Here is an 11,811-nt window from a genome sequence, read left to right as displayed (position 1 = left end):
TGAGGTTGGCCGTCAGGCTACTTCGCGACGGTGACGTCCACGTTGTGGATGCCCGCGCCCTCCGGGCTGACCTTCGCGGTGCCGTTGCCCGAGGAGGACAGCGCGCGGATGGTCCAGTCGCCGGGGGCGGCGAAGAACCGGAAGTCGCCGGTGCCCGAGGCGACGACCTCGGCGGTGAACTCGTCGCTGGAGTCCAGCAGGCGGACGAACGCACCACCGACGGGGTTGCCATCGGCGTCCAGGACACGGCCGGTCAGGACCGTCTCCTTCTCGGTGTCGACGTTCGCGGGCAGGGTCTGACCCTGGGTAGGTGCTGCGCACATAGGAATTAGGCTCCCAACTCGATCGGTGCTCCCACGAGGGAGCCGTACTCGGTCCAGCTACCGTCGTAGTTCTTGACGTTCTTGTGGCCCAGCAGCTCCTGCAGCACGAACCAGGTGTGCGAGGAACGCTCGCCGATGCGGCAGTAGGCGATGGTCTCCTTCTCCCCGTCCAGGCCCGCATCCTTGTACAGCGCCGCCAGCTCGGCGTCGGTGCGGAAGGTGCCGTCCTCGTTCGCGGCCTTGCTCCACGGCACGTTGATCGCGCCGGGGATGTGGCCGGGACGCTGGCTCTGCTCCTGCGGCAGGTGCGCGGGCGCCAGGATCTTGCCGGAGAACTCGTCGGGCGAACGCACGTCGACCAGGTTCTTCACGCCGATCGCGTTGATCGCATCGTCGCGGAAGGCACGGATGGACAGGTCCTGCTCGCCGGCCTTGTAGCTGGCGGCGGGGCGGCTGACCGCGTCGCGCGAGAGCGGGCGGCCATCGAGCTCCCACTTCTTGCGGCCGCCGTCGAGCAGCTGCACGTCCTGGTGGCCGTACAGCTTGAAGTACCAGTACGCGTACGCGGCGAACCAGTTGTTGTTGCCGCCGTACAGGACGACGGTGTCGTCATTGGAGATACCGCGCGCCGACAGCAGGTCGGAGAACTGCTCACGGTTGACGAAGTCACGTCGAACCGGATCCTGCAGATCCTGCTTCCAGTCGATCTTGACGGCACCCTCGATGTGGCCCGTGTCGTAGGCGGAGGTGTCCTCGTCTACCTCGACGATGACGATGCCGGGGGCGTTGAGGTTCTCTTCGACCCAGTCTGCGGAGACCAGGACATCGGAGCGAGCCATGTTGTTCCTTTCGATGTGACTTGCCGGGCTAGCGGGTAGTAGGTGGCTATCGGGCGGATTGGGTGGCGGCGGGCCGAAGCCGCAGCGCGAGGGGATAGATCTTGCAGCCCAGGCAGATGCCGAAGGCCGCGTTGAGGAACGCTGCGAACAGCGCGAATGCGGCGAAGATCACGCCCGTGACGGTGCTTCCGGCGACGAATCCGAGCAGGCTGAGCACCGCGAAGATCAGGCCGACGAGCTGGGCGAACCGCAGCGGCGCGACGGGTTCGACCTCCGACGCCGGGCCGATGCGCGGGGCGGCGAATCGCGCGTACAGGAATCCGTACGGGCTGCGCCGCGGACCGGCCGCGGCGCCGATGGCGAAGACCACCGCCTGCGCGGCGACGAGCACCGCGGCCAGCGGGACCGAGAGTGCGGAGACGACCAGGACCAGGGCCAGCACACCCGTGGTGATCCAGGCCGCGAAACGCGGACCGCGGACATCGACCTGACCGGGGGCGGGCGTGTGTGTTTCAAGGGATTGGGACATGGGCGGAACTCCTGCGCTGCATGCGTCCAGCTGTCGGATATGTCAGATCACCGGGGATCTACGAGATCAATCACGCGGTAAGACAACCGGTCGGCGACAGAGGTGTGCTAAGGGCCGACCGGCTACATGCACAGGCAGCAACAGCCGCCGAGGCGGCACAGATCAACTGTGCGGCGACGGGTGAGCATCAGCTCTCGGCGGGTTTGCACGTAGAGCAGTTTACCCGGTTCGGAGCGGAAAAAGGACCCGGGGTCCGAAACCGGGTCGGTTAGGCAGCATCCTGCAGGGTCAGCGGGGCTACGGCGCTGCGCAGGTCCGAGCTCTTGGGCACCCCGGAGATCCGGAATCGCTCTCGGCCGCGGGCATCGAAGACGAACGTCGTCGGCAGCGAGAGCACGTTCAGTTCGCGGGCCAGGCTGGGCTCGGCGTCGATGTCGATCTCGATGTCCAGCGGCGGCGTCTGCGCCTGCGCGAGATCGGTGACCACGCCCTGCACGACGCGGCGCACCGCCTCGCACGGACCGCACCATTCGGCGGAGAAGTGCAGTACCGCCGGTGCGTCGGCACCGACGCCGACCGCGGCCAGCAGGGCGGTGCGTGCCGCATCCCCCGACGCGGACGCCGTGTCGGCCCCGGTCGTGCGGACCCGGCCCTCGCGGCGGCGCACAAGCACCCCGACGACGGCGGCCGCGGCCAGTACCGCCACGAGAATCAAGATTTGTGTCATTGCTGCATCACCGGCTGAGCGAACTTGTCCATATCGATCGTCATGTCGTCGCCCTCCCCCTCGACGATGATATTGCCGCCCAGCGCCTTGACGCTGGTCGGGTGTACGCCGAACGGCAGATCCCGGGTGTCGATGGTGCGTGTGAAGCGGACCAGTACCGCGGCCTTGTCCAGGTCCGGGCTCCACGGCGCGGGCACCGAGGCGGGCGAGGTCTCGTCGCCCCGGTACAGATCGGTCGCGACGATGCGGATCTGATCGCCCTCGAGCCGCAGGTCGGCCTTCACGCTGACCCGCTGGGTGCTGCGCGGTTCGGGACCGAGCGGGATCGTCCCGGACAGGATCAGCGCGCCCTGCGTGGTCACGCCCGAGCCGCCGGAGCCGCCGGTGCCGTCGGACTTGTCCGCGGGCGGACCGCGCATGTCCAGGTCGGGAATGCCGAACAACCGGCCCAGCTCGACCGGTTCGATGCTCATCCGTCCGGAGACCCGGTCGACCGACACCGAGCCGGTTTCCCCGTCGATCAGTGCGTGCGCGGGCAGATGGACGCCGTTGAGGGTCGCGGTGACGAGGATCTCGCCCGGGATGTCGGGCCGGTTCGCGCGCGCGGTGATCTCGACGTTGCGGAAGTCGCCGTGCCAGGCCTGCAGCGCGAACGGGAATCCGTGGATGGTCACGCTCGGATCGGCGCTGAGCTCGCCGCCGGCCCGCAGTGACCGCGAGACCCGGTACTCCGAGTACGCCGCGGCCGTGAAGTCGGCAACCACCGCCACCGCCACCAGCAGCAGCAGTCCGACTACGACCTTTCGCATGTAGGCACGATATCTGTTCCGCCGCCCCGGCAATCCCGGGTGTGCGGTCACGGCGGGCATTGCGTCTGACCGCGACGCGAGCGGCGGACGCCCGGAATGCGTGGTCACATCGCCGGACGCGCTAATGTAGGCACGAATTACCAGTGCGAACCAGCATGTACTCGCGAGGGACACCGGGGTTGCCGCGGACATGCCAGATTAGGAGGAGAGCCGGTGGAGCTACTCCTGCTGACCTCCGACTCGAATCCGGAGTCGGTCCTGCCCTCGCTGGCGCTGCTTCCCCATCATGTCCGCCCGGCGCCCACCGAGGTCGCCTCCCTGCTCGAAGCGGGCTCGGCGGATGTGGCGTTGGTGGACGCGCGTACCGATCTGGCCGCCGCGCGCGGACTGTGCCGGCTGCTGGGCAGCACGGGATCCTCGGTGCCGGTCGTCGCGGTGCTGACCGAGGGCGGTCTGGTCGCCGTCAACGCCGATTGGGGCCTGGACGACATCCTGCTGCCCGGAACCGGCCCCGCCGAGCTCGATGCCCGGCTGCGGCTGCTGGTGGCCCGCAGGGGCGGTGCGGCCAGTCCCGAGACCACCGGCAAGATCACCCTCGGTGAGCTGGTGATCGACGAGGGCACCTATACCGCGCGGCTGCGCGGGCGTCCGCTCGACCTCACCTACAAGGAGTTCGAGCTGCTCAAATATCTCGCGCAGCATGCGGGCCGGGTGTTCACCCGCGCCCAGCTGCTGCAGGAGGTCTGGGGGTACGACTTCTTCGGCGGCACCCGCACGGTCGACGTGCACGTGCGGCGGCTGCGCGCCAAGCTCGGCAGCGAGTACGAATCGCTGATCGGCACCGTCCGTAATGTCGGCTACAAGGCGGTGCGCCCGGCGCGGTCCAGCGGTAAGGGCGAGCCCGCCCCGGCCGTCCCGGACGACGGCTCCGATAGCTCCGACGGTTCGGACGACTCGCAGCTGGCACCCGTCAACGGGTCGCAGTCGTGACCGGGGATCGTCCGGAGCTGTCCGGATGGACCGGCGAGCTGCCGGCAGACGCCGCGCGGCAGGTGCGCGAGTTGCTCGAGCGCGCCACCGAAACCGACGGCGTGGCACCGGTTTCCGAGCAGGCCGTGTTGTCCCTGGACGCGCCCGGCGCGGCCCGGCATCGGCTGGCGATGCGCGAGGGCGCCGTGGCCGGGTATGCGAATCTCGTTGCCGCACATGCCGAACACCCGGCCATGGCCGAGGTTGCGGTGGATCCGCGGCATCGCGGCCGCGGCATCGGCGCGGCGCTGGTCGCCGCGGCGCTGGCCGAGGGCGGCCCCGCGGCGCGGGTGTGGGCGCACGGCAATCTGCCCGCCGCCCGCGCGGTCGCCGGGCGTCTGGGCCTGGGCGTCGCGCGCGAGTTGTGGCAGATGAGACGCCCGCTCGCGAATACCGAGTTACCCGAGCTGGGGGTGCCCGAGGGGTTGTCGGTGCGCACCTATGCCGGGCCCGCGGACGACGCGGAGCTGTTGCGGGTCAACAACGCTGCCTTCGACTGGCATCCCGAACAGGGTGGCTGGGGCGAGGCCGAGATCGCGGTGCGGCGGGAGTCCTCCTGGTTCGATCCGAAGGGGCTGTTCATCGCGGTCGACCCGGCCGATCCGGCGCGCGTGCTCGGATTCCACTGGACGAAGGTGCACGACGACGAGGATCCGGTCGTCGGCGAGGTCTACGTGGTCGCCATCGATCCGGCCGCCCAGGGCCGGGGGCTGGGCCGCCTGCTGACCCTTGCGGGCCTGCACTACCTGCGCGATCGCGGCCTGGGCGAGGTACTGCTGTACACCGAGGCGGACAACACCGCCGCCGTGCACACGTACACCCGGCTCGGCTTCGGCACCTCGCACGTCGACGCGGCCTACTCCGCCCGCTGACGCCGTTCCGCCGCATATCCCGGCGGAATCGATCATGAGATACCGGCCGATCACGCGCCGCGGCGACGGCCGGGAACGACGGGCGAGCGACGCCCGCGTTGTGAGACGAATTACATTCGGGGTGACGGGTTTACGCCCGATCCGTGGTGGGAATCAGCTCTGTGGATTCCCGAACGACGCCGGCCCGGGAGCAACGAGGACGGGCACTCGGATCGCCGCCGCGATTCGACACACATGAGCCTGGTTACACTGCGGCAAATGTCACACTTGAATGGCGTGATAGCGCCGGGTTGTTCACCCTGCGTTCACGTCGCAAGGTCCAACTGTCCACCGACCGACCTTACGTTACTTATGGGCGGCATGCGCCGCCTGGTGCGCAGGTTCTGTGAACGGCCACCACAGTGACCCGTCCGGTCGTTGAGGGATCGGGCGTGTACCGACGTTCCGGAGGAATAGGTGAATCTCAAGCGCACCAGCGCTCTCATCGGCGTGCTCGCCGCGGCGGGCGCCCTGACCCTGACGGCCTGTGGCAGTGACAACAACGCTACGCAGACCGGAAACGCCGCCCCGACCAAGGTCAACGTGGACTGCGGCGGCAAGAAGGCGCTGAAGTCCAGCGGTTCCACCGCCCAGCTGAACGCGATGACCCACTTCGTCGCCGCGTACCAGGAGAACTGCCCCGGCTACAAGCTCGACTACACCGGCAGCGGTTCCGGCGCCGGTGTCAACGACTTCCTCGGTGGGCAGACCGATTTCGCGGGTTCGGACTCCCCGCTGGACCCGAAGAAGGGTGAGCCGGACAAGGCCGCCCAGCACTGCGGTTCGCCCGCCTGGGATCTGCCGACCGTCTTCGGCCCGATCGCCATTACCTACAACATCACCGGCGTCGACAAGCTGGTGCTCGACGGCCCGACCGCGGCGAAGCTGTTCAGCGGCCAGATCACCAAGTGGAACGACCCGGCGATCAAGGCGCTCAACACCGGCATCGCCGATAAGCTGCCCGACCTGGCGGTCAACGTGGTCTTCCGTAGCGACCAGTCCGGCACCAGCGACAACTTCCAGCAGTACCTCGCCGCCGCCTCCAAGGGCGCCTGGGGTACCCGCGGCGCCGGCAAGGTCTTCAACGGCGGTGTCGGTGAGGGCGCCCAGGGCAACCAGGGCACATCCGCGGCCATCAACCGCACCCCCGGTTCGATCACCTACAACGAGTGGTCGTTCGCCAAGACCCAGAACCTGCACATGGCGAGCATCCTGACCGATGCCTCGGTGAAGCCGGTCGACCTGACCGTCGACTCGGCCGGCAAGGCCGTCGCGGGCGTCAAGGTCAAGGGCGAGGGCAACGACCTGGTGCTGGACACCACCTCGTTCTACAACCCGACCGATCCCGCCGCGTACCCGATCATGCTGGGCACCTACGAGATCGTGTGCTCGAAGTACAGCGACGCCGACCAGGCCAAGGCCGTCAAGGCGTTCCTGACCTCGGCGATCAACAACGGCCAGACCGGCCTGGACACCACCGGCTACATCCCGCTGCCGGATTCGTTCAAGGCCAAGCTGACCACCGCCGTCAACGCCATCTCCTGATAACGCCGCCCCAATGACCGTGCACGACGATGTCGCCGCCGCCGGACAGTCGGACTCGACTGACCGGCGGCTCGGCGGAGATACTGCTCAGATGCCGAGTGAATCATCCAGCGATTCGGCTGTGTCAGCCGCCGAGTCGGCGAAATCCATCAGCCAGCAGGTGAGCAAGACACCGGAGGTCATCTTCCGGTCGCTGGCCACCGCGGCGGGCGCGACGATCGTCGCTGCCATCGCGCTCATCGCGTTGTTCCTGTTGATCAAGGCCGTGCCCTCGGTCGGCGCGAACCACGCGAACTTCTTCACCAGTCCCGAATTCAGCACCAGCGATGCCAACAACCTACGGTTCGGCATCCGTGACCTGTTCATGGTCACGGTGATGAGTTCGGCGCTCGCGCTGGTGATAGCGGTGCCGGTGGGCGTGGGTATCGCGCTGTTCCTGACGCAGTACGCGCCCAAGACGCTGGCCCGCCCGTTCTCGATGCTGGTGGATCTGCTGGCGGCGGTGCCATCGATCGTGTTCGGTCTCTGGGGTTTTCTGGTGCTGGCCGAGAAGCTGGTGCCCTTCGAACAGTTCCTCAACAACCATCTGAGCTGGCTGTTCCTGTTCAAGTCCGGAAACATCTCGGTCGACGGCGGCGGCACCATCTTCACCGCCGGCGTGGTGCTGGCCGTGATGATCCTGCCGATCATCACCTCGGTCAGCCGCGAGGTCTTCCACCTCACCCCGCGCGCGCACATCGAGGCCGCGCAGGCGCTCGGTGCGACCAAGTGGGAGGTGGTGCGGATGACCGTGCTGCCCTACGGCCGCAGTGGTGTGATCGCCGGGTCGATGCTCGGCCTGGGCCGCGCGCTCGGTGAGACGATCGCGGTGCTGATCGTGCTGCGCACCGCCCAGAAGCCGGGGAACTGGTCGCTGTTCGACGGCGGATACACCTTCGCCTCCAAGATCGCTTCGGCCGCTTCGGAATTCAGTCAGGCGCTGCCCACCGGCGCCTACATCGCGGCCGGTTTCGTGCTGTTCGCGCTGACCTTCGTGGTCAACGCGCTGGCCCGGATCGCCGCCGGCGGGAAGGTGAACGGGTGATGACCGCGACCACTCTCGACCAGCCGATCAAGGCGCCCGCCTTCCGGCAGATCTCGCTGGGCCGCAAGATCCGCAACACCGTCGCCACTCTGGTGATGTGGCTGTGCTTCGCGATCGCCCTGGTGCCGCTGGCCTGGGTGCTGATCGTCGTGGTGAGCAAGGGGTACCGCGCCGTCATCAGCCAGGGCTGGTGGACCAACTCCCAGTTCGGCGTGCTGCCCGAGCAGTTCGCGGGCGGTGTGTACCACGCCATCTTCGGCACCATCGTGCAGGCGGGGGTGGCCGCGATCATCGCCATCCCGCTGGGCGTGATGGCCGCCATCTACCTGGTCGAATACGGTCGCGGACGGCTGGCCCGGGTCACCACCTTCATGGTGGACATCCTCGCCGGTGTGCCCTCGATCGTGGCCGCGCTGTTCGTCTTCGCGCTGTGGATCGCGAGCCTGAAGTTCGAGCAGAGCGCGCTGGCCGTCTCGTTCGCCCTGGTGCTGCTGATGCTTCCGGTGGTCGTGCGCAGCACCGAGGAGATGCTCAAGCTGGTGCCCGACGAACTGCGTGAGGCCTCCTACGCGCTGGGCGTCGCGAAGTGGAAGACGATCGTGCGGATCGTGGTGCCCACGGCGCTGCCCGGCATGATCAGCGGCATGCTGCTGGCCATCGCCCGAGTCATGGGTGAGACCGCGCCCGTGCTGGTCCTGGTCGGCTACTCGGCCTCGATCAACTTCAACATCCTCCAGGGCAACATGGCCTCGCTGCCGCTGCTGATCTACCAGCAGCTGTCCAACCCACAGGCCGCGGGCGTGGAGCGGGTCTGGGGTGCGTCCCTGACCCTGATCCTGATCATCACCCTGCTGTATGTGGGCGCGGCGGTCGTCAACAAGCTGCTCACGCGGAACCGATAAGAAGCGGACGGAACTCTTCATGGCCAAGCGGATCGACGTCAAAGATCTGAACATCTACTACGGCAAATTCCATGCCGTGTCCGATGTGTCGCTGACCGTGCTCCCGCGCAGCGTCACCGCCTTCATCGGTCCCTCGGGTTGCGGCAAGTCCACCGTGCTGCGCTCGCTCAACCGGATGCACGAGGTGACCCCGGGCGCCCGCGTCGAGGGCGGGGTGCTGCTGGACGGCGAGGACATCTACGGCGCGCAGATCGACGCGGTCGGCGTGCGGCGCACCATCGGCATGGTGTTCCAGCGCCCGAACCCGTTCCCCACCATGTCGATTCGCGACAACGTGGTGGCCGGGCTGAAGCTCCAGGGCGTGCGCAACAAGAAGGAGCTGAACGAGGTCGCCGAGCGCTCCCTGCGCGGCGCGAACCTCTGGAACGAGGTCAAGGACCGGCTCGACAAGCCGGGCGGCGGCCTGTCCGGCGGTCAGCAGCAGCGTCTGTGCATCGCCCGCGCGATCGCGGTCTCCCCGGACGTGCTGCTGATGGACGAGCCGTGTTCGGCCCTGGACCCGATCTCCACCCTGGCGATCGAGGACCTGATCTCGGAGCTGAAGAAGCAGTACACGATCGTCATCGTCACCCACAACATGCAGCAGGCCGCGCGCGTGAGCGACCAGACGGCCTTCTTCAACCTCAAGGAGCAGGGCAAGCCCGGCAACCTGGTCGAGATCGACGAGACGGAGAAGATCTTCTCCAACCCGTCCCAGAAGGCCACCGAGGATTACATCTCGGGCCGATTCGGCTAGAGCTCCTCCGCCTCTCCGCGCCTTCAGCGTGCCGTTGCTTGCCGTGAGACTTGCTCGTCGGTCCGGCGGCTGGCGGCTGGCGGCTGGCGGCTGGCCTGCGCCCATACATCGGTCAGCCTACGGCTCTAGATCTTTTCGGCCACGGCCTCTTCCGGGGGTACGGTGCTGTTCGGTGAGGAGCTTGGAATATCGGCAGGGCCCGAGTGTGACTCGGGCCCTGTGCGTGTCTGTCGTGCTGAGTGTCGTTGATCCTCAGATCTTCTCGGACTCGATCTCCTCGACGGGCAGCACGCCGGTGACCAGGAACACCACGCGGCGGCCGATCTCGACCGCGTGGTCGGCGAAGCGCTCGTAGTAGCGGCCCAGCAGGGTGACGTCGACCGCGGCGGCCACGCCGAACTTCCACTCGCGGTCCATCAGCAGCGAGAACAGGTGACGGTGCAGATCGTCCATCGCCTCGTCGTCCTCGTTGAGCTGCGCGGCGCGCTCGGGATCGCGGGTCTCGAGCACCTCCTTGGCCGCGGCGCCCATGTTCACCGCGATCCGGCCCATCTCGGCGAAGTAGCCGTTGACCGCCTCGGGCAGCGCGTGGTTGGGGTGGCGGCGACGCGCGACCTTGGCCACGTGCAGCGCCAGGGCGCCCATCCGGTTCACGTCGGCGACGATCTGGATGGCGCTGACCACCTGGCGCAGATCGCCGGCGACCGGCGCCTGCAGGGCCAGCAGGGCGAAGGCCTTCTCCTCGGCCTGCGTGATCATCTCGGAGATGCGGTCGTACTCCGTGATCACCTGTTCGGCGAGGGCCAGGTCGGCCTGCAGCAGCGACTGGGTCGCCTGTTCCATCGCGGAACCGGCCGTACCGGCCATTTCGCCCAGCATGGTGGCGAGATCTGCCATTTGCTCGTTGTAGATGACACGCATGATTCAGAACACTAGTTCCCGGCGCTGACCGTGTCACGAACGGTGGGTGAACCGCGGGTGTTGCCCGCGACCAGCGGTCTTCCGGTTACCGGGAGACCGTCAGCGGCAGGGTACCAACAGTGTCGTCGGATTGACCACCGCCGCCTGCCGCCGTCGGCTCGATGCGTCCGATCCCTCGACGGCATAGAGGAGGCTGCAGTTATGGCGAGTGCATGCTAACCGCCCGAGTGCATGACGTCGGCGGCGCTGGGGACGGTGGCGTCCTCGGGGTCGTCGAGCCAGCCGTCGGGGAGGGCGACCTTGGTTTGGGGGGAGCCCTGGCGGCCGCGGGGGCCGGTGGCGGCCTCGGTGGGGAAGGGGGCTTCGGGGTTCAGTTGGGCGGTCAGGTCCTCGATCTGGGTGAGGCTGGAGACCGTCGCGAACTTGCGGCGGAGTTCGGAGCCGACCGGGAAGCCCATGAGGTACCAGGCCATGTGTTTGCGGATGTCGCGCATGGCCTTGTCCTCGCCGTCGTGTTCGACCAGGAGCTGGGCGTGGCGCAGCAGGATCTCCCCGACGCGGCCCAGCGTGGGGCCCTCGGGGACGGGCTCGCCCCGCAGCGCGGCCGACAGCTCGGCGAACAGCCACGGGCGGCCCAGGCAGCCGCGGCCGACGACGACTCCGTCGCAGCCGGTTTCGGCGATCATGCGCAACGCGTCGTCGGCGGTGAAGATGTCGCCGTTGCCGAGCACCGGGATGGTGGTGACGGCCTCCTTGAGGCGCGCGATGGCGGACCAGTCGGCCTGCCCGGAGTACAGCTGGGCGGCGGTGCGGGCGTGCAGGGAGACCGCGGCGGCGCCCTCGGCCTCGGCGATGCGGCCGGTGTCGAGGTAGGTGTGGTGCTCGTCGTCGATGCCGATGCGGAATTTGAAGGTGACCGGCACGTCACCGGCGGCGGCGACCATCTCCCGGACGATGTTCGCGAACAGCCGCCGCTTGTAGGGCAGCGCCGATCCGCCGCCCAGGCGGGTCACCTTGCGCACCGGGCAACCGAGGTTCATGTCGATGTGGTCGGCCCAGCCCTCGCCGACGACGATCCGCACGGCCTCGCCGAGGGTCTTGGGGTCCACGCCGTAGAGCTGCATCGAGCGGGGGCTCTCGTCGGGGCCGAACGCCATCATGTGCAGCGTCTTCTCGTTGCGCTCGACCACGGCCCGCGCGGTGATCATCTCGCACACGTAGATGGCGGTGGAGCTGCCGAATTCCCGGCACAGCGTCCGGAACGCGACGTTGGTGATCCCCGCCATCGGGGCCAGCACCACCGGCGGATCGACCGGGTAGGGGCCGATCCGCAGTCCGGGCCTGGCCTCTATTACCGCAGTCATGGCTCCCATTCTCGCAAACCCCCGGCAGTGGC

At 68.1% G+C, this 11,811-nt stretch carries 13 protein-coding genes; 6 read left to right on the top strand and 7 right to left on the bottom strand.

Annotation, left to right across the window (positions count from 1 at the left end):
* Positions 1–17: 17 nt before the first annotated feature.
* From ABH933_RS34415 to ABH933_RS34395, 5 genes are all read right to left on the bottom strand, one after another.
* Positions 18–323, bottom strand: a complete 306-nt coding sequence (locus tag ABH933_RS34415; RefSeq protein ID WP_429423875.1) for a DUF1416 domain-containing protein — start codon at positions 321–323, stop codon at positions 18–20.
* 5 nt (positions 324–328) lie between these two features.
* Positions 329–1,162, bottom strand: a complete 834-nt coding sequence (locus tag ABH933_RS34410; RefSeq protein WP_429423874.1) for a sulfurtransferase — start codon at positions 1,160–1,162, stop codon at positions 329–331.
* A gap of 46 nt (positions 1,163–1,208) precedes the next feature.
* Positions 1,209–1,691, bottom strand: a complete 483-nt coding sequence (locus tag ABH933_RS34405; protein WP_429423873.1) for a DUF4395 domain-containing protein — start codon at positions 1,689–1,691, stop codon at positions 1,209–1,211.
* Between the two features lie 268 nt (positions 1,692–1,959).
* Complete coding sequence (locus tag ABH933_RS34400; RefSeq protein ID WP_429423872.1) at positions 1,960–2,418, bottom strand: thioredoxin family protein; 459 nt, start codon at positions 2,416–2,418, stop codon at positions 1,960–1,962.
* Entirely contained in the window at positions 2,415–3,227 is an 813-nt protein-coding gene (locus tag ABH933_RS34395; RefSeq protein WP_429423871.1) for an LmeA family phospholipid-binding protein, read from the bottom strand. Before ABH933_RS34395 ends, ABH933_RS34400 begins: the two co-directional genes overlap by 4 nt.
* Before the next feature lie 213 nt (positions 3,228–3,440).
* Here ABH933_RS34395 and ABH933_RS34390 point away from each other — a divergent pair, with 213 nt between their 5' ends.
* The 6 genes from ABH933_RS34390 (at position 3,441) to pstB (ending at position 9,494) form a co-directional block, all read left to right on the top strand.
* A complete protein-coding gene (locus ABH933_RS34390; RefSeq protein ID WP_429423870.1) occupies positions 3,441–4,217 on the top strand; it encodes a winged helix-turn-helix transcriptional regulator in 777 nt (258 codons plus the stop codon).
* Positions 4,214–5,128 carry a mycothiol synthase gene (gene mshD, locus ABH933_RS34385; RefSeq protein ID WP_429423869.1) on the top strand — a complete coding sequence of 305 codons (915 nt, stop codon included), beginning with the start codon at positions 4,214–4,216 and terminating at the stop codon, positions 5,126–5,128. Before ABH933_RS34390 ends, mshD begins: the two co-directional genes overlap by 4 nt.
* A gap of 456 nt (positions 5,129–5,584) precedes the next feature.
* Positions 5,585–6,712: a phosphate ABC transporter substrate-binding protein PstS gene (pstS, locus tag ABH933_RS34380; protein ID WP_429423868.1), complete on the top strand. Its 1,128-nt coding sequence runs from the start codon at positions 5,585–5,587 to the stop codon at positions 6,710–6,712.
* A gap of 91 nt (positions 6,713–6,803) precedes the next feature.
* Positions 6,804–7,796, top strand: coding sequence for a phosphate ABC transporter permease subunit PstC (gene pstC / locus ABH933_RS34375; protein WP_429423867.1), 993 nt, complete (start codon positions 6,804–6,806; stop codon positions 7,794–7,796).
* On the top strand, positions 7,796–8,698 hold the full coding sequence (gene pstA, locus ABH933_RS34370) for a phosphate ABC transporter permease PstA (RefSeq protein WP_429423866.1): 903 nt from the start codon (positions 7,796–7,798) through the stop codon (positions 8,696–8,698). The genes pstC and pstA overlap by 1 nt, the downstream gene beginning before the upstream one ends.
* Before the next feature lie 19 nt (positions 8,699–8,717).
* Positions 8,718–9,494 carry a phosphate ABC transporter ATP-binding protein PstB gene (gene pstB, locus ABH933_RS34365; protein ID WP_429423865.1) on the top strand — a complete coding sequence of 259 codons (777 nt, stop codon included), beginning with the start codon at positions 8,718–8,720 and terminating at the stop codon, positions 9,492–9,494.
* Between the two features lie 252 nt (positions 9,495–9,746).
* On the opposite strand, the gene phoU is transcribed toward pstB, so the two are convergent.
* Together phoU and dusB are read right to left on the bottom strand one after the other, a co-directional pair.
* Positions 9,747–10,415, bottom strand: a complete 669-nt coding sequence (phoU, locus tag ABH933_RS34360) for a phosphate signaling complex protein PhoU (RefSeq protein WP_429423864.1) — start codon at positions 10,413–10,415, stop codon at positions 9,747–9,749.
* A 215-nt stretch (positions 10,416–10,630) separates the two neighbouring features.
* Positions 10,631–11,779 carry a tRNA dihydrouridine synthase DusB gene (dusB, locus tag ABH933_RS34355; protein ID WP_429423863.1) on the bottom strand — a complete coding sequence of 383 codons (1,149 nt, stop codon included), beginning with the start codon at positions 11,777–11,779 and terminating at the stop codon, positions 10,631–10,633.
* Between the last annotated feature and the right edge of the window lie 32 nt (positions 11,780–11,811).

It is taken from the genome of Nocardia sp. GP40 (assembly GCF_050434125.1).
In the GTDB taxonomy this organism is placed as follows: domain Bacteria; phylum Actinomycetota; class Actinomycetes; order Mycobacteriales; family Mycobacteriaceae; genus Nocardia; species Nocardia albiluteola.
Note: the sequence above shows the minus strand (reverse complement) of the source record. Positions and strands in the feature narration are given on the sequence as shown.